Source organism: Paenibacillus phytorum, from assembly GCF_013141715.1.
Taxonomy (GTDB): Bacteria; Bacillota; Bacilli; order Paenibacillales; family NBRC-103111; genus Paenibacillus_E; species Paenibacillus_E phytorum.
On the sequence record NZ_WHOA01000165.1, the window covers coordinates 30,509 to 49,798 of the forward strand.

At 47.3% G+C, this 19,290-nt stretch carries 16 protein-coding genes; 1 reads left to right on the top strand and 15 read right to left on the bottom strand.

From position 1 onward, the window contains the following. Positions 1-124 precede the first annotated feature (124 nt). From GC098_RS24260 to GC098_RS24320, 13 genes are all read right to left on the bottom strand, one after another. Complete coding sequence (locus tag GC098_RS24260) at positions 125-1,807, bottom strand: AraC family transcriptional regulator (protein WP_171645793.1); 1,683 nt, start codon at positions 1,805-1,807, stop codon at positions 125-127. Between the two features lie 18 nt (positions 1,808-1,825). After that, positions 1,826-2,437, bottom strand: a complete 612-nt coding sequence (locus tag GC098_RS24265) for a hypothetical protein (protein ID WP_171645794.1) — start codon at positions 2,435-2,437, stop codon at positions 1,826-1,828. Between the two features lie 174 nt (positions 2,438-2,611). After that, positions 2,612-3,541 carry an EamA family transporter gene (locus tag GC098_RS24270; RefSeq protein ID WP_171645795.1) on the bottom strand — a complete coding sequence of 310 codons (930 nt, stop codon included), beginning with the start codon at positions 3,539-3,541 and terminating at the stop codon, positions 2,612-2,614. A gap of 106 nt (positions 3,542-3,647) precedes the next feature. After that, positions 3,648-4,577: a nucleoside hydrolase gene (locus GC098_RS24275; protein ID WP_171645796.1), complete on the bottom strand. Its 930-nt coding sequence runs from the start codon at positions 4,575-4,577 to the stop codon at positions 3,648-3,650. A gap of 17 nt (positions 4,578-4,594) precedes the next feature. Continuing rightward, the gene (locus GC098_RS24280; protein ID WP_171645797.1) at positions 4,595-5,527 is read right to left on the bottom strand and encodes a nucleoside hydrolase; all 933 of its coding nucleotides are present in this window, start codon (positions 5,525-5,527) and stop codon (positions 4,595-4,597) included. A gap of 26 nt (positions 5,528-5,553) precedes the next feature. Continuing rightward, a complete protein-coding gene (locus GC098_RS24285) occupies positions 5,554-6,495 on the bottom strand; it encodes a nucleoside hydrolase (RefSeq protein ID WP_171645798.1) in 942 nt (313 codons plus the stop codon). Between the two features lie 15 nt (positions 6,496-6,510). Then, entirely contained in the window at positions 6,511-7,482 is a 972-nt protein-coding gene (locus GC098_RS24290; protein WP_171645799.1) for an ABC transporter permease, read from the bottom strand. After that, positions 7,483-8,541, bottom strand: a complete 1,059-nt coding sequence (locus GC098_RS24295; RefSeq protein WP_171645800.1) for an ABC transporter permease — start codon at positions 8,539-8,541, stop codon at positions 7,483-7,485. Further along, positions 8,538-10,085, bottom strand: coding sequence for an ABC transporter ATP-binding protein (locus GC098_RS24300; RefSeq protein WP_171645801.1), 1,548 nt, complete (start codon positions 10,083-10,085; stop codon positions 8,538-8,540). Before GC098_RS24300 ends, GC098_RS24295 begins: the two co-directional genes overlap by 4 nt. 26 nt (positions 10,086-10,111) lie before the next feature. After that, positions 10,112-11,176, bottom strand: coding sequence for a BMP family lipoprotein (locus tag GC098_RS24305; protein ID WP_171645802.1), 1,065 nt, complete (start codon positions 11,174-11,176; stop codon positions 10,112-10,114). Positions 11,177-11,201: 25 nt separating this feature from the next. Further along, positions 11,202-12,119 (bottom strand): ribokinase, encoded by a 918-nt coding sequence (gene rbsK, locus GC098_RS24310; RefSeq protein WP_171645803.1) that lies wholly within the window; start codon positions 12,117-12,119, stop codon positions 11,202-11,204. Then, complete coding sequence (locus tag GC098_RS24315; RefSeq protein ID WP_171645804.1) at positions 12,112-13,119, bottom strand: LacI family DNA-binding transcriptional regulator; 1,008 nt, start codon at positions 13,117-13,119, stop codon at positions 12,112-12,114. The genes rbsK and GC098_RS24315 overlap by 8 nt, the downstream gene beginning before the upstream one ends. Positions 13,120-13,889: 770 nt before the next feature. Continuing rightward, entirely contained in the window at positions 13,890-16,361 is a 2,472-nt protein-coding gene (locus GC098_RS24320; RefSeq protein WP_171645805.1) for a beta-mannosidase, read from the bottom strand. A 112-nt stretch (positions 16,362-16,473) separates the two neighbouring features. Here GC098_RS24320 and GC098_RS24325 point away from each other — a divergent pair, with 112 nt between their 5' ends. Beyond that, on the top strand, positions 16,474-17,346 hold the full coding sequence (locus GC098_RS24325) for an AraC family transcriptional regulator (protein ID WP_171645806.1): 873 nt from the start codon (positions 16,474-16,476) through the stop codon (positions 17,344-17,346). A 27-nt stretch (positions 17,347-17,373) separates the two neighbouring features. Here GC098_RS24325 and GC098_RS24330 read toward each other — a convergent pair whose 3' ends face one another. After that, positions 17,374-18,222: a hypothetical protein gene (locus GC098_RS24330; protein ID WP_171645807.1), complete on the bottom strand. Its 849-nt coding sequence runs from the start codon at positions 18,220-18,222 to the stop codon at positions 17,374-17,376. Positions 18,223-18,459: 237 nt separating this feature from the next. Beyond that, positions 18,460-19,290: an amidohydrolase family protein gene (locus GC098_RS24335; RefSeq protein WP_171645808.1), complete on the bottom strand. Its 831-nt coding sequence runs from the start codon at positions 19,288-19,290 to the stop codon at positions 18,460-18,462.

The window sequence follows — 19,290 nt, forward strand, 5'->3', positions numbered from 1 at the left end:
CCAATTCTTGTAGTCTACAACGACGGAGGCAAAAAAAGAGAAACCCCGCAGTAAAGGGGTTCCTCCGAATATTTATACACTTTTCTTGCCTTAGAACATGCCTGCGGAACAAAATATGTGCATGCTAACTATCGCTGTCGGTTCCCCGGTATTGACCCGGCGTAACGCCGATGTGCTTTTTGAATACGCGTATAAAGTTTTTCGTCTGGTAGCCGACTCTTTCGGCAATATCCGAAACTGATAAATCCGTCGTTCGCAGCAGCTCGATGGACCTCTCAATCCTGATCTTCGTCAAATATTCGATAAATGAGACATCCATCGTCTTTTTAAACAGCTTACTTAAATAATGGGAACTCAAACCGCAGATTTGCGCGCATTGATCAAGCGATAGATCAAAGTGATAGTTGTCCTCGATGTAGCGGACGACCTTTTGGATTAATTGTTCATGCTCCTGGTGCTGTTTGCCTTGTACATAAGCAACAATCGGATCGACCATTTGCACCTTGAACCATTCGTTCAATTCACGAATCGTGCTGATCTTGCGGATTTGCCCGTAAGGATCGGCTTCCGCTTCTCCAGACAATTGGGCCGAATCGAGACCCAGCAAGTACGCAGTACGAATAGCAGCGGTTAGCAGCCGATAATACGACATTTGTATCAGCTCAGGCTTTTGGACGTTATCACTCATCGACTTGGCGAATTCGGCCAGCATCCTCTCCGCTTCTTCCTGATCGCCTAGCTGTAGGGAATGCTCGAAGTGGGTTTCGATTTCGAGCGGATAGCGGTAATGAAGTTCGGATGCGCCGCCACCACCCGAGTGCGTGATCACCTGATTACCACCAACGATGATGCGAGAGCGCACGGACAGAACAGCCTCTTCATAAAGTTCGGGCAGATCTGTGATACTTTCGCTCTGTCCACTCAAACCGATTGTCACTGGAAGACGAAGATAATCGGACACCAACATTCGCAGGCGTTCTGCAAACAATTTAACCTCAGCCTGCCCCTCATCTGTCTGCTCGGGATCGCGGAACAGCCAAACGGCGACCTGGTCATTCAGCAGATTGATGATGATACCCTCCATCTCCTGCGATTGCAGCAGTTCACCGACAATATTTTTTAAGGCAAAGACGATCAAATCGCGGTCATTTTCCTGAAAGCGCGAACCACTATCCTGCGGCGGGTCGCAAGTGATGACGAAGACACTGTTTTCCCGCCCTGCAGGTACGTCGTATCTGCGTAACATGCCCTCTAATTGATCCCCAGAGTAATGGAGAAACCGTCCCTGCAAAAGCTGCAGCGCAAAAATTTCACGAACTAACGGTAATTGATCGCTTAGCTGCTGCTGCAGTTGATTGGCCGTACTGCTTAACTCACCCCATCGTTTGCGCACGAAGCCAACTTCATCCGTTTCCGAGTCGAGTACTTGTCCGCCTTTCAAATGGGCCACGAGGTTCTCGATCGGTCGATAGACACGTCGTGTGCCCCATAATGCGATTAAAATGCCCAGTACAAGACAAACGGCAATGATCGTCAGCGTAATCATGGCAATACCTTTGGATTTGGCGTTCAATTCATTGACCGGCACCATGTTGATATACTGCCATTTGTTATAGGAGGAAGTAATGGGCGTCACCAAGTAATCCGTATCTTGAAAAGTGAAAGTAAACCGCTGCTCAGATTGCTTTTGAGCAATAAGCTCGACTAAGCCTTCGGGAACGCTATTCCCGCCGCTTGAAGTCACGAGGTTGCCCGTTGCGTTTAAGATGAACATTTGCTCGCCGCTATAGCTGACGAACCGGCTCATAATGTTTTGAAAGAGTGCCTAATCGATGCGTATAAACAAAAGTCCAGTCGGATTTTTGGCTAATAGCGGCACCTTAGATATCAGGGTTACGCCGTTCAGATTATAACCGGGTAAATACGGAATCGGCCCCGTGACCCATCTGATCTGGTTATCGGATGCAAGTTCTTTCAGCAGCGCCTCGCGTTCTTTGTCTTCAGTGATTCTGCGGCCACCGTAGATTGGCGAAATTAAATAACCTTCGTCCGGTACGTAGATTGCGACATCGCTTACTTCTTTGTTGCCATTTTGCAACGCAGATAACTCTCGTGAAATACCGGAATAAAAGCCGGTATAGTTCGTGCTTTTCAGCTCTGCCAAATTCGTGCTAAAAAAAGTGCCCAGCAGCATTTGAATGGCATTGTTTTGTATACGATCCAATGTCGAATCGATACTCGAGGACATGTTATTCAAAATGCGGACATTTGATTGGTTAACTTCACTCTGCACGACTGAAGCCGAAAACAAATAGCTTCCGAATCCAACGGCAATTACCGGAATGACAGCTACGAATAAAGACAAGGTAACCATATTGCGAAAAATCGTTTTACGCTGAAATAAGCGCTTCCAACTATCCTTGAACCATCTACGCATTGCGAACACCTCATCAACAGATTCATGAGCATTGTAATCGGTTGCCGGAATAAAATCAACCGGGAAAGCCCTTTTTGATGCAGGGCAAGCGCCTAACTCGCCGATCAGGCATGAAAAAAGGCGAACACGAAATCTTTACGATTTCGCGTCCACCTTTTGAGAAAAGACCAATGATCACGCACTTACATTTGCGCCGACAACTACGGATTGACTCTTCTTGCGCTTCATGAGCTCAGGAAGGGCAATACCGAACATCGTGATCCCCACGCCAAGCCATTGCAGCCAGTTGACGGACTCATTCAGCACGACGTACGACATAACGACGGCCGTCGGCAGTTCAGCTGCGCTCAAGATTGTTGCTAGTCCGCCGCCAACACGCGGTACGCCAATGGCATAGAACAACGGCGGAATGACGACACCGAAGAGAGCTAGCAGCAGCGCCCAAGGAAGCAGTGCCTCATGTAAAGATCCGTTCACAAGAAAATGCGGTGGAAACACCAGCATGACGAGAATGAAAGAGCCAGTTAGCATGATAGCGCTTCGTGTGATCGGAGCGACATGATTGGCTGTTTTCCCGCTAAACCAGATGAAGAGCGCATAAGCTACTGCAGCCAACAAGCCAAGGGCAACACCTATCCACGAAACAGCTTCCTGCCCCCCGCCTATATAGCCGCTTGCCATAATAATCCCAACAAACAAAATGACAAGCGATAGAATTTTCTCCTTGCCGGGGCGTTTGCGTTCAACGATTGCCTCCAGCAAAATGCCCATCCATGTAAATTGAAACAATAAGATGATCGCGAACGAAGCGGAAATATACTGCAATGCCGCATAATATAACATTCCCACTATGCCTGTGGTCGTACCAACGGCCATGAGCGAGAGCACTTCTCGTTTTGTTACTTTAAACGTACTAGATGCCGAGGTTTTCTTGGCAGATTTCGCGGTTACAAGTACCAAGATCCACAGCATGAGCACACCAAATAAGTTTTGGCTGCCGACAACATCGCCGACATTGAAACCTGACTCATACGCTTTTTTTACAAACGTCGATAACATACCGAAACTGCAAGCCCCAGCTAAAACAAATAAAATGTATTTCATGATGCCTCCCTGCGAAAAGAAAAAAACGGACTGTGTGCCCAGTCCGCCACGTTTCGTTATTATGCTATTATATATAAATCTTATGACGAAATCGAGTCACTTCCATTTAAACTACTTTACTGAGAAAGTGTTCCAAGAAGCGCTCAGCGTCTACTTCCAAACAAACATCCATGTTAGGCTCGTGTGCAGGCTTGCTTCGCAGATCACCAACTGTACGGCCTAATGAGTGGAAACCGTCGAGATCGACCCGAACATACAGGGGTTTCGTTTTGACGAAGTCCGGATTAATAGCCACACCAACGGCAAGCGGATCGTGAAGGCCGCAACCGCCTATGCCTGGGTAGAAATCTTCATAGGCGTCGATATAGAAGTCGGTCATATCCGCCAATAAAGTGCCGAGAGCCGTTTGCTTGTCCCGCCATACCTGAACATCTTTCTTCGGCAGCAGCGTCTCCATCGTTACGTCGAGTCCTACGAGTGTGATTGGGATTCCGGAGGCGAATACATAATCCGCCGCTTCAGGGTCAGCGTAAATGTTTGCTTCCGCATGCGGCGTTACATTACCCGCTCGGGTTACAGCTCCGCCCATAACAACCACCTTGTCCACTATGCCAACAATATCAGGAGCCTGCATGATCGCTAGCGCCAGATTCGTCATCGCTGCGACCGTAATAATCGTCACTTGATGCGGCTTACTCCGCACCTGATCAATAATAAATTGTGGCGCGTACTGCTTCGATGCTTCTCGTGTAGACATATTTGTCAGCGTGTTCCCAATGCCGTCTTCGCCATGAATATGGGTCGCACTCGCTTTCACCCGGCTAACGAAAAGCGGCTTTGCCGCTCCCGGAATGACAGGAACTGAGCTGTCCAAGTGTTCCAGAACTAGCAGCGTATTGCGGGTCGCTTCTTGAACCGTAACGTTGCCGAAGCAAGTCGTCACCCCCAGTAATTCCACTTCTGGGGCATTCACCGCGTAACTTATAGCCAGTGCATCATCAATGCCTGTATCAACATCCAAAATAATCGGTTTCATCTAAGTTTCTCCTCTCGTTAGCTCTTTAATGTGTTGATGAAATAGTCAAGAAACCGCGGGCTGTTGACTTCAAACGCCACTGATGTATTCGTAACCGGCACCGTTCTGCGGAAATCTGCCAATGTAGCTCCATAGGACATGGTTCCTTTTGTCTCAATGCTGATATAAAGATCTTCCGTCGTGACGAGATCCGGATATGCAGCTACAGCAACAGCTAGCGGATCATGCAGCGGTGCGCCGTAGAAACCGTTCTGCTTGTCGTATGCGCCAAAATAAAACTGGAATGCTTCACCCATATAAGCGGCTGCCCTTTCATTGCCAGGGGCAGGCGAATCCATAAGTACACGGCGGTGCTCTTCGCCAATGACCGTCTTCATCGTTACGTCTAGGCCGACGAGCGTAATCGGGATGCCGGATTCAAACACGCGATGCGCTGCCTCGGGATCGCCGTAAATATTCGCTTCAGCAACAGGTGTAACGTTACCAGGCACTTTCACCGCGCCGCCCATGATCACAAGCCGCTTCACCTTGGAAGCAATGGAAGGATCTTGTGCGAGTGCGATAGCCAGGTTCGTCATTCGACCCACGAACACTAGCGTTAGCTCGTGCGGGTTTTCATTAACCTTGCGGACGATGAACTGTGCAGCGCTCTCCGCAATGGCTTTTCCTTTGGGCTGCGGCAGCTCGCAATTGCCGATACCGTTATCGCCGTGGATATGCGTGACAGGACCGCGCCAGTCGCGGAACAGCGGCTTTGCTGCGCCCATGGCTACCGGCACTTCGTAATCAACACCCGACAGCTCAATTACTTGCAGTGTGTTGCGAGTTGCTTGCACCACATCCGTGTTACCGAACACGGTTGTAATACCTTCTACTTTTATGTGTTTTGTTTTCAGGGCGAGCAAAATCGCCATTGAATCATCAATACCTGTATCAACATCCAGAATCATGCGAACGTTTTGCAATGTATTCACCTCTATGTGTAGTTTTTCAAAGTTTGAATCAGCATGTCCCAGAATTTATCTTGGTCAAGTGTGAAGGCTACATTTACGTTAGGCTCCCGACCTGTGACGCCCAGCAAATCAACGACCGTCATGCCATACGTATGCTCGCCTTTTGTTTCAATATCAACCCGCAGCTTCTTCGTTCCGAACGCCGTCGGATCAATACAGTATGCGACGCAGCAAGCATCGTGAATCGGAGCACCAGCAAAGCCGAAAACTTCTTTGTACGTATGGGCGAAAAAACCCAAAAGTTCATGAACGAAATGAGAAACCCGGTTATCCACATCGAGAATTCGTTGATGAACATCATCCGTTACGATCGCTTGATGCGTTAAATCCAGACCCATCATTGTGATGGGCACGCCGCTCTCGAATACAACCTTTGCCGCTTCGGCATCGACGTAAATATTGAACTCGGCAGCAGGTGTTGTATTACCGAACGTTCCTCCACCCATGATGACTATATCTTGAATTTTAGATAAAATCGCTGGTTCTTTGCGCATAGCTAGGGCAATGTTTGTGAGCGGCGCGACAGGAACCAAAGTAATATCCCCATCTGAATCCATCAATTTGCGAATAAGGAGGTCAACAGCATGCTCCTTCTCCACCAATTTACTTGGACTAGGAAGCGTTGGGCCATCCATGCCAGAATCGCCATGTATATCAGCTGCGGTTCGGCGCTCACGTACGAGCGGCTGTCCAGCGCCTTGGGCAACAGGAATATGCGTGATGCCAGCCAGTTCGCATACTTTCAAAGCGTTAACCGTCGTTTTCTCGACCTCGGCATTGCCTGCCACCGTCGTGATAGCAACCAACTCCACGTGCGGATTAGCCCCTGCCAGCAAGATCGCGATAGCATCATCGTGCCCCGGATCGCAGTCAATAATGATTTTTCTTTTCACTTTAGTTTCCATCGTTCGCTCCTTTTCTTAAGCCGCAGCAATTTTCACTGCCCCTTCGGCCTGCGCCCTTAGCGCATCGTTCAGCTTTTTCTTCTTGCGAATGGCAAAGAATACAAGTGCTGCAATGGTTACGAGATAAGGAATCATTTGGATAAATTGACTCGGTACTTTACTGCCCGGAATCGTTTGGACAACAGTGGCGATCGCGCTAGCTAAGCCGAAAATCAACGAGCCGAACAAGATTCCAACTGGGTTGCGGTTCCCGAGTAAAACGACGGCAAGTGCCAGGAAGCCTGTGCCTGCGGTCATATCTTTAACGAACATACTCGTCATACCCATAGATAAGTAAGCGCCGGCTAAACCCGTAAACAATCCGCTCCAAGCAAGCGCCGAATATTGAATGCGATTTACGGAAATACCGAGCGATTTGGCCGCTTGCGGTGCTTCACCAACGGAACGGAGGTGAACGCCGTATGGTGTTTTGTACAGAATAAACACACATAACAGTACAGATAAGAAAGCGATCCAGGTCATAAGACTATGCCCGCTAAGCAGCTTATTCAAGAAAGGAATCGTATCAATAAACGGAATACGAACAACGGGAATATTGTGTAAGCCAGAAGGTGAGTAGTTGCCTGTCACTCCGAAAATTTTGTTCATAAGGAAAATCGTCAAGCCCGAACCCAAAATATTCACGGCAAAGCCGGTAATGATCATATCCACTTTCAGTTTGAGTGAGAAGAACCCCATCCCGTAACAAACGAGCATGGAAGAAGCGACTCCTGCAACCAAACCGAGAACCCAACTATCCGTTACAGAACCAACGGCAATGGCGCTAAACGCCGAGATTAGCATCAAACCTTCCAAACCGATATTGATGACGCCTGCGACATCGGCGATAAGTCCGCCTAAAGCCGAGAGCAAAATCGGTGTTGTGAATCTGAGCAGTATAACAAACAGAGATAAGTCGATAATTTGTGACCAAAGAGCTGATAGCATTTAGTTCACCGCCTTTTGCCGAAGGACGAATTTTTGTTTCAAATATGCAAAGATCGCTTGCGAAGAAACGAATAAGACCAACATAACTTGAATAATAATGGCCAGCTCACGTGGCATATCGCTTCCAACTTGCATAGAGGCAGCACCCACTTGAAGGTAAGCATAGAACAAACTAACTGCCACTACGCCAATCGGATGATTTCTTGCAAGCAGAGCAATGATAATCCCATCGAAACCTAGTCCTGACGAGAAATTATCTTTATAAGTACCATGTACACCCAGGATTTCAACAATACCAGCGAGTCCAGCAAGCGCTCCGCTAATCATCACACTTACAATCACAACGCGTTTCGTTGAGATACCGCCGTAATCCGCGAATCGGCTGTTTTTACCTACTAAGCGCAGCTCATACCCCGATCTCGTTTTGTACATAAAGAGATACACAACTACTGCCGCCAGCAGTGCTACTACCACTCCATAGTGTGCCGGGAACCCAGTGAATATTTTACCCAACTTTGCAGCTGGATCCACATAATGCATACGAGCGAAGCCGCCGCTAGCCGAATCTTTGAATACGTTGTTGACCAAATACGAGGTGGTCAAAATTGCGACGAAGTTCATCATCAGCGTGGTAACAATCTCATTCGCATTCCATTTTGTCTTGAGCCAGCCCGGTATCGCACCATATAGCGCCCCGCCTGCCATTGCGCTTATGAGCACTAGGGGAAGCAAAATCCATGCAGGTAATCCGTGTACATAGACAGCGACTAGAGAACCTACGAAAGCCCCAACGTATAGCTGACCTTCTGCCCCCATGCTGAATACACCACTCTGAAAGACAACTGACAGCGCCAATCCCGTCAAAATCAAGGGAACGGCTTTATTCAAAATGGTGCCGATATTGAATGCCCCTGAAAGCGGGCCGCCCAGAAAAGAACTGATCGCCTCAATCGGATTTTGGCTGGAGAACAAGATCACGATGAATCCGCAAAGGATCGCCATGATAGCTGCGGCAATGATACCTGTGATTTCCAAATAGATAGCTTGTCTTGTATTCATTGGAGCGCCTCTTTCCTTTCCTGATTCTTGATCCCCAGCATGTAATAGCCGAGTTCCTCTTCTGTCAGCCCATCATGATTATCAAGAACGGCAACAATTTTACCATTGTACATAACGGCAATGCGGTCGCTTAAGCCCATGACTTCCGATAATTCAGCCGAAACGAGCAGCACTGCCGCACCGCCATCCCGCCTTTTGATAATCTCGCGATGAATAGATTCGATGGCTCCGATATCTACGCCCCGGGTTGGCTGCGAAGCGATCAGAAGCTTCGGATTTTTCGAAATCTCTCGGGCGATTACCACTTTTTGCAAGTTACCCCCGGATAAAGCTCCGGCCATTACGTCTTCGTTTTGAGCACGTACGTCGTAAACATCCATCATCACTTTTGCAAATTCCTTGATTTTCTTTTTATTCAGAAAAGGTCCCCGTCGGAATTCAGGATTCCGATAATGGTCAAGAATTAAGTTTTCGGCAATGGTCGACGTTAAACTAGCCCCTGTCGTTTGTCGGTCTTCTGGTACGTGCCCGATTTTCATCGCGCGAATTTGTGCAACGCTTTTTCCGATCAGTTCCTCGCCAAAATAGCTGATTGTACCTGACGTTGCTTTTCGCATACCCGTGATCGTTTCGACCAATTCCGTTTGTCCGTTTCCTTCCACCCCTGCGATTCCCACAACCTCGCCAGCCCGAATATCGAGCGAAATACCACGAAGCGCCGGTGCTCCTTTGTCATCAGAAGCGCACAGATTCTTAGCTGACAATACAGTTTCTTTAGGTTCGGAAGGCTGCTTCTCGACGCGGAATAATACTTCCCTGCCAACCATGAGTCTCGAAATTTCTTCCGGATTCGTTTCCTTGGTGAGCAGTGTCGTGATTGTTTTCCCAGCTTTAAGCACCGTAACACGATTAGATATTTCCATCACTTCACGCAGTTTATGCGTAATGAAAATGATCGTATAGCCTTGTCGTACCAGCGTCTGGATCGATTCAAACAGCTCATCGGTTTCCTGGGGAGTTAAGACAGCCGTGGGTTCATCAAGAATAATGAGGCGTGCGCCGCGATACAGTACCTTGATAATTTCCACGCGTTGTTTTTGCCCAACGGATATCGTTTCAACCGTTGCGCGAGGATCAACCTTCAGCTTGAAAGTTTCAATCAATTTTTCAATTTCGGAAAGCTCCTTAGCACGATCTCGTACGAGGGAGAAAAGCCCTTTGACGGGCTCCTCACCTAGCACGATGTTTTCTGAAACCGTGAGCGAGGGGACAAGCATGAAATGTTGGTGCACCATGCCCATCCCTTGCTTAATCGCATCTTTCGGTCCTTGGAAACGAAGCGGTTGGCCCTTATAAAGGATGGAGCCGCTTGTCGGTGCCTCTAGTCCGAACAATATTTTCATAAGCGTTGATTTGCCAGCTCCATTCTCGCCGACTAGCGCATGAATCTCGCCCTCATGTATCGTTAAATCCACACCACGGTTCGCTTTCGTACCATTGGGGTAAGTTTTATGGATGTCTTTCATCTCCAGCAAAATCGCCATGGATACGTTTCCCCCTCGTTACCGGCTTATTTCAAAGTGGATATCACTTTGATTTCGCCTTTGTTTAACTTCTGCTCGATGTCCATGATCTTATCTTGCATAGCTTTAGGAACATGTTTGCTGTACAATTCGTCTTTCGCCAAGCCTACGCCGCCTTCTTTAATACCTAACACTTCATTCTTGCCGAATCCCAGTCTATCTTGACTGAACAACGTCAATGCACGTAGAACCGAGTTGTCAATGGCTTTTACCATGGAAGTTAAAACACTGCCCGGGTACAGACCGTTTTGGTTGGAGTCTACACCGATCGAATATTTACCCAAAGAATTACCGGCTTCCAAAAGGCCAAGTCCAGCTCCTCCTGCAACGTTGAATGCGATATCTACTTTTTGCGAATTATACTGGGCCAGTGCAAGTTCTTTACCTTTGGGAGCGTTTGCAAAGTCGCCAACATAAGAAGCAACAACCGTAATTGCAGGATCCACGTATTTCGCGCCTTGCTCATAGCCCGCTTTAAAGTCATTAATAATTGGAATGTCCATACCGCCGATAAAGCCAATCACTTTTTCTGGATTTGCACCTTTCAGTTCCGTGCTTGTCGTAACCAATGCTGCAAATGCTCCTGCCATGAAGGAACCTTCATTTTGCGAGTAAGTCATGGAGTACACATTCGGAAGTCCTGTAATGGCTTCATCGAAGAAAATAAACTTCTGTTTCTCGTAACGCTTCGCCACATCTTTGATGATGTCTGTCATTTGGCTTGTCCCAAGGACAATCACGTCATATTTCCCGCTGGAAGCGAGTGATTCTAGTCCTGAAGGCCAGTCAGCTTGGTTCGTGCCGCCTTCAACGGTTTTCACTGTCATGCCTAGTGTTTCACCAGCTTGCTTCACGCCTCTTTGTGCAGAGTCGAAAAATCCTTTATCGCCAAGCGTACCGTTCACGAAGTATACAGCATTGATTTTCTTGCCCGCAGCAGGCGTACCTGCTGCTCCTGGCGTGCTTGTCGATGTGTTTGACTTCCCACAACCTGCTAAGAACACCAATCCGGACAGTAACAATAAGGCAGTGATTCCTAATCTTTTTTTCATCGTGTAAATCCCCCTTAGGATTATCTTATTGGTTGGTAAGTGTTTTTAAATCTTCCTGGGTCGGCATGCCAGCTTGTGCCCCGAGCTTAGTTACGGACATCGCTGACACCTTACAGGCGAAAGCTACTGCCTCTTTCAACTCACTGCCCGCGGCCAGCGCATAGGCTAGTCCACCATTGTAGGCGTCACCAGCTCCAGTCGTATCAACAACAGGAACACGGTAAGCCGGAACTTTCACAAGTGTTTCTCCTTTACGAAGAAAGGCAGAGCCTTCCTCGCCGAGCGTCGTTATAACACAGCTCGGTCCCATCTCAAGCAGCGCTTCCATAGCTGTCTGCAGCTGATCGCCAGAAGCATCGATGCCCGTGAGCGTCGCTAACTCTAAGCGGTTTGGCGTTATATAGTCCACGCATTTCAGCATGGCCTCAGGCAGCTCTCGCGCAGGTGCTGGATTCAGAATAACGGTCTTGCCTAACTTCTTCGCTAACTGGCAAACGGCTGAAGCCGTTTCAAGCGGAATTTCCAATTGCACGAGCACGATATCATGCTCCGCGATGACCTGCTCCACTGCTTGAATATGTTCTGGCAAACAGCTTGCGTTTGCCCCCGGAACGACTACAATCTGATTGTCTGATTCAGCAAGCATGATGGAGGCGATTCCTGTCGGGGTTCCCGCGATCCGAATGACGTGATCTGTGGAAATCGCATCCTGCTGAAGCGATTCAATGAGCGATTGTCCGAACATATCGTCTCCCACGGAGCCGATCATCGTCGTCTGACCGCCTAACCTCGCAGCAGCTACGGCCTGATTCGCGCCTTTACCGCCTGGTATAAAGTGGACATGCTCGCCTGTCAGTGTTTCCCCAACACGCGGAAATCGAGACGTTTCCACTACAATGTCCATATTCAAGCTCCCGATAACCACAATACGGGGTTTATTCATCATTTCTTTTCCTTTCTGTCGATCCTCTTTGTATGAGAGTCACATCAAACAGATGTGTCTGCTCTTCTTGGATGTCGCCTTCAATCTTTTTAATCAATAGTCTCGTTGATAGCATGCCCATGTCGTAAATAGGTTGGGCAACCGTTGTAATTTCCGGTTCGACGATGAGTGTTAAATCAATACCGTCAAACCCGACCAACGCTACTTGATCCGGCACGCGCAGCCCCAAACGCTGAAGCTTTTTCAACGCTCCGACTGCCATCGTGTCGTTGCCGGCAAAAATACCGTCGATATCCGGATGACGCTGCATCAAATTCTCTACAGCGGCCATCCCGCCATCAACGCGGAAGTAGCCGGGCTCTACCAGACTAGGCGAGTACCAAGGAAGATGCTTCACCGATTGTTCGTATCCCATGAACCGTTCTCTTCCCGTCACCGTCTCTTGCGGACCATAAATGTGGGCGATCTTCTTGCAGCCCACATCCATCAGATGCTGCACAGCCATCTGGGCTCCCTCCAAATGCTTCGAGCTCACGATTGAGCAGGAAGCATCTCGCGGTGCTCTGTCGAGCATGACAAGCGGAATCTTTTCACTTTTGAGCGCTTCGACATCATCGGAGCGAAGGTTGTAAGAGGCGAACAAAATGCCATCCACATAACGCTGTTTCAACACCTTAATGTAAGTTTGTTCCTTGTCCGCCTGATTGTCCGAGTTACATAAGATAACCGTGTACCCGTACATCCGTGCCACATCTTCAACAGCTCTGGCCAGTTCAGCAAAGAATGGATTCGTAATATCGGGAAAGATAAGAGCGATCGTCCCTGTTTTCCTTCCCGCCAGCCCTCTCGCTATCGCGTTAGGCTCATACTGCAGCGTCTTAATCGCTTGCTCCACTCTTAGCTTGGTATCTTCGTTCACATACCCGTTTTTGTTGATATAACGGGAAATCGTCGCTACCGAAACCCCAGCCAATTTCGCGACATCTCTAATCGTTGCCACTTGTTACTACCCACTCCTAATGATGCGAGCAACCTAATTCACAAACCAATTTATGGCATGTAGGGAAACGGTTACACATATCCGATATTTTCCTATATCTCTATTATTATCAGTCTTTACGGAGAAAATTCGTACCGGAACTCATGCTGTAACAAACAATGTGTAACCGGTTACATGTTTTCTGTTTTTATTATATCCTCATTTTAAAAAAAGTGTCAAGAAAAAAATAGCTGAGATGCGAATAGTCCTGAGAGTTGCAAAGCAAACTAGGCCTAACACGTATATGTTTAAACATTCACTTACTTATCTGTGTAATGTTGTATTTTTTACAACTTTAGGTGGGCTAATCCAAGTTTTCTCGGCGAATGCTGCAACAAATACAACAATTTCAGCCAAAAGTGGCTCAATAGCATGAAAATAGGATAAATTGTTGCACAACATACAACATCTTTAGCTTTTCAAGAAGAAATCAAGGAAATTGTTGTACGAAGTGCAACTTGCCTTACTAATTCCTCATTTCTCCCAAAAGAAAATAAAACACAAAAATACATAGTCACTTACCGAATAAATGTAAACAAAGAGCCTCGCGAGTAATACTCGCAAGGCTTTTTGCAAATTATTGTTCAACTCCGTTAACAAAACCGTCCAAATTCCAGCTAGTTATATAATCTCGCAAGGCTTTAAGTTTTCACATCTATAATTTAGCTTTAAGCGAATGTGTAATTGGTATTTAATTCAGAGGTGGTAGGAGATGACATTATTCGCTAGAACTAGTTTAAATCATACAAGCTCAATACTCGGAGCTGCTCCTTGAACTGATGCAACGTCAGTTTTTCACTCATTCGATCGAACGCTACTCGCACTTGTTTGACGACGCCTGGGGACAGATCAAAATAATTGTCTTCGAATATGCAATCTGCTTCAACCAGCTCCAAGCCAACATATTTCGCAAAAGTCTGCGACTGTAAGTTAACGATATATGCTCCTTCTGATTCCTGAGCATCCCATGTAATACCTGGGGCAGTGAAAGCAAAATGCTTAGCTTTCGTAAACAAAACCGTCCCGGAACTCACTTCACGATTGTCTATCCGGAAACTAAATTCCAAATATGTCCGTCTCTTCGCTTCCTCTAAGGCAAGCTCGTCGCTGAAGTCGAGTGTAGCGAATAAGCCCGACTTCAAGGCTTCCACTGCTGCTTCTACGGTGTCTTCCCGATGAACCCGACCGTCGTAATCCCTTAATCTCCATTGAATCTGTCCTGAGACTGGCTCCATTGTCTCGTTCGTCACGTGCAGCTCCACCCGAGTTCCTTCTTCACAAGCAGAAAGCAGCACGGGAGCGTAAAACCGTTTGGCAAAGTAATGAAGCGCCTTCCATCGACCGTAATAGTCCAGACTTGACCATGAAGCCACCGGCCAGCAATCGTTTAGCTGCCAATAGATCGAACCCATGCACCGCCCACGATGTCTGCGCCAGTGCTCCACCCCATATTTGATCGCTTCCGCCTGCAAAATTTGCGAAGCATACAGCATAGAGGCGAAATCTTTCGGATATTGAAAATTCTCCGATAAATAATACAATATTTTACCGTTCGCCGCTCCGTTTTTCTGGTGTTTTTCCATCACATAGGAGAAAATATTTCGATCCTCTGACTCTGTGAAAGTTTCCACCGTTTTGATGCTGGGAAAAGATTGAAAACCGAACTCGGAGCAAAAGCGAAAATGAAATTTGCGGTATTCGGTAAACGGCTTTAAGCTATGCCATACTTCCCAATAGTGCACATCGCCGCGATTTTCATCGTTAGGCCGGTCGAAGTGGCCACCAGAGGATGGCGATGACGGCCAATAGAAACGCTGCGGGTCGTGCTGCTTAACCAAATCGGCAAGCAATATTTCGAATTGCTTAATATAATCCGTGCGCAGCTGCGGCGTTTTGGGAAATTCCCAGTCAGCCCAGCCCCATTCCATTTCATTGTTGCCACACCACAGCCCCAAACTCGCATGATGGCGAATTCGTTTCACGTTGTCAATGACCTCATGCCGAATCGTGTCTGCAAAAGCTTCGTTCATTTCGTAAATGGCGCAACCAAACATGAAATCCTGCCATACCACCAAGCCATACTTGTCGCACAGATCGTAAAATTCGTCACTCGGATAAATGCCACCGCCCCAAACGCGGATACAATTGAAATTTGCGAGGACACAGTCCTGAATAAGCCGTTCCGTTCTTTGCACAGAGTAACGTGCAAGAATATGATCCTCCGGAATATAATTCGCCCCTTGGGCAAAGATGGCAATGCCGTTGACTTCAATCGCGAAGCCCTCGCCCCATTCATCCGGCTCACGTTTCACACCTAACGTTCGCAACCCAATTCGATACTGTTTCTGATCCAGTTCGCGTTCACCCTGCATCAAACGCACCTTGACGGTATAAAGTGGCTGGCCGCCGTAGCCGTTAGGCCACCAAAGCTGCGGATTCACGATATCCACGTTAAATTGTACGGCTGACTGCTCTCGCGATCCCATGTCAGAATGATTGATCATAACCGTCATCCCCTGTGGATCCATCACCGTCAATTCTGCCCGTACGTTTTCTTCCGTCCACGTCTGTGTCTCTATGTTAACTTGCAAGTTAACTCGTTCGTGTACGTGTGTTTGCCGGATATGTACATCTTCAAATCGTGCACCCTCGTAGGCTTGAATCGATATATTGCGCCATATCCCTGCATCCGGCAGTTGTGCACCCCAGTCCCAGCCGAACATCGAGTGACCTTTTCGCAAATGCGGGAATCCGGCGACGGCATCCGCCACTCCCCACAAGGGGGTTTCATTGTGCTTTTGCTCCACATATCGCGTGGGAGAATAGAGGATAACCTGAATCGTATTCGTTCCTTCTTTCAACAAGTCACGCACATTGAATTCATAAGTGCGGTGCATATTATCGGTCAGCGCCACCTTGTGTCCATTGACGATGACCTCCGCCAGCGTGTCCAATCCCTCGCATCGGAGTACCACCAGATCACAACGTATCACCTCATCTGTCACTTCGACTTCTCTTACATATACGTAGTCGAAAGCGGACAGTGCCAGCGCCTGATCCTGGTTATCTCGATAATAAGGGTCCTCCAAGCGACCGGCGCGTAATAAATCAGAATATACGGTTCCTGGCACTGATGCTTCAATCCATGCAGAATCCTCCGCCTGTTTCATAGACCAAAGGCCGTTTAACGGAATGCTAATCATCACATCATCTCCTTGTTCTTCTGGGTTTATATCTATGGTAAGATGAAAACAACCAAAAATCGTAACCATTTTTCGGAAAGATATCCCTAATTTTCGGAAAGGAGATTTCTTTATGACCATTTATCCGTTTTACTTGACTGACTATCCGCGATTGCTTTCTTCTTTTCCTTTTACAATTGACATTCATCAAATTGACACTGTCTTCCCGTCGCATCGACACGACTTTCTCGAAATATCCTTCGTCATCGAAGGAAGAGGAACAGAAACCGTGAATGGCATCTCGCATCCGATGGAGCCGGGAACCTTGACATTGATTTTGCCCTACCAATTTCACCAGTTGCAAGCAGAGCCGGGCTACCCTTTGCGGCTGTATAACTGTATGTTTAGTGCGGAACTACTTACAGCGTCGAATGAGCATCAACCAGGCTTTATGGATATTCTCCTGAGCATGCAGGATGACCGACCTTCAAGTCTTAATCTGTCTGGTCCGACAGCCGACCAGTTTACCCGTATGCTGCAGGAACTATTGGTCGAATATGAGAGGAGCGATAAATGGCGGGAAACCTTGCTTAAGGCAAAGCTAACAGAGCTATTGGTAAACATAGACCGTTTGCGCAACGAATTGAAGACGGCGAAGACCGTCCAAACAACAGAAAAAGGCGGACGACCGAACATCGTTTGGACGGTTATCTATTATATGCATATTCATTATCGCGAGCATCTTACCTTATCTTCACTAGCAGAGAAGTTCCATTTTCATGAAACGTACTTAAGCGAACAAATCAAAAAGCATGCCGGACAAAATTTCGTGCAGCTTCTCCACGATATTCGCATCCGGCATGCTTGCTCCTTGCTCGTATCAACCGAAATGACCATTGCCGACATCGCCTATGAAGTGGGATACGGATCTGGAAAAACATTGTTTAAAGCGTTTCAGGAACGCAAGGGATTAACACCAGGTGCGTATCGAAAGACGATGCTTTGATTTATCGTTTGCGGTCTCTCTCATTGCTTATTGCGCTTCAATTGAAACGGCATCAATGAAATCCGTGTTATCCCCGGATTCGAACGACGAGTTTAGTAACCCATTCGTGATCGTTATATAATCGATCCCGAACGTACCGCTGGTGACATTGTTATCCACCGGATCGAATCGCAACTGATTCAATGTTCCGGTCCAACCTGCTACCGTGGACATATCAACCACATATTCCTTGTAATCCGATTTCGGACTAATCGTAAACGATTTCGCCTTAGACTCGCTCCATACCATGTCAGTGTCTGTAATAAAATAAAATTTAGCACCGTCAATGTATACATCCGCCGTCTTCGCATCCATGTCCACGACTACCTTAACTCCATATTCCTGATTGGCATTGTAGAGTTGCAAGGTAACTGGGGAACCTGATGGATTCTGGTAACTTAAATTCCCCCCTGACGTCATAATTTCAAAACCGGGAACGTCATCGTTGCGCAGCTGCCAAGCGACGCCATCCATTTTAACCGGCCTCTTAAATCGATACTCCAGCGTGAGCTTACCAGCAGTTTGGGATACAAAACGTTTCTTGAGCGTAACGGATTCTGTTCCGCTGTTGTCGTTCACTTTGAAATTATTGTAATAAAGAAATGAATAACTGCCGCCTGTCGTTTCGATCTCCCAACCGGATATTTTTAAATCGTTCGTGGCGCTACCGTTGGCGTCCAGAAAATCGAATTCTTCATCCAAAAGATAACCTGTGCCCACTGGTCCTGCTTCCTGAGAAGCGTAAGCCATCCTTACCTCAAGTACACTAGCCAACGAGCCGAAAGCCACAGATGCGATAAACATGTATAACAAAAAGAAGCCTTTTCTTTTCATCACATTAATCACATTCCTCTCTTTATTTCAAAATCCCAATTAGTCCCAAATGAAAATTCGTCCCCTTGCAGTCCAAACGGTTTCCATGGACAACCTCCAGTTCGATATGGTGCGTTCCCTCCTCTAGCTCAAGCCTTTAATTAGCACCTTTTTATGCGATATCTGTATGTGGCGGATTCGATAAACGCAAAAGAGCCCTTGCGGTCATGAAACGACCACAAGAGCTCCACAGGATCAAGCCTACAATAATTGATAAAATCGTGCTGCATTACCTCCAAAGATAGCTAAATGATCCTCCCTAAACAGGTTGGAGGGCAATGCGTTCAGCAAAGCCAAATAAACTTCATCATAGCTGCAAGTAGTTAAACATACTGGCCAATCGCTGCCAAACATCACCCGATCTGTGCCAAACACTTCGATCACATGATGCACATAAGGAACCAGATCCATCCAGTTCCAAGCTTGCTGATCGGCTTCTGTTACTAGTCCTGACAGCTTGCACATGACATTAGGGAATGCAGCCAGTTCAGCCATCTCCGTCTTCCATGGTTCGAGGATGCGTCCAGCGATAAAAGGCTTTGCCACATGATCGACCACTGCCCGAAGTGTCGGAAAGCTTCTAAGCGCCTCCAATATATAAGGATGATGCCGTGGTCTAAGCTGTAAATCAAGCGGAAAATCATCCTTGACCAGTTGCTTTATATTTTGCATGACTTGCGGTCGAAGTATCCATGAATCCGGCAGATCCTGAAGCATTGGACGAAAGCCAACAAACCCTTTATACCCTCGAAACTTAGCATATTGCTCGCTAAATAGCGGTGAATCTAGATCTAGCCAACCGACCACCCCAGCTATACTTTCATACTCATCATACAAAGAGAGCAAGAATTGCGTTTCCTCCAGCGTCGGCGCGGCTTGCACGACAATCGTGCGTTCGAAGTGATAGCGCTCCAACGAATCCTGCAGTTGCTCCGGCATATAGTCTGCAAATAAAATACCCTGCTCAGCGGTCAGCCAGCCGTAGTCTCCGCGTTCGGTTTTCCAATAGTGCTGATGCGCATCAATTCTCAT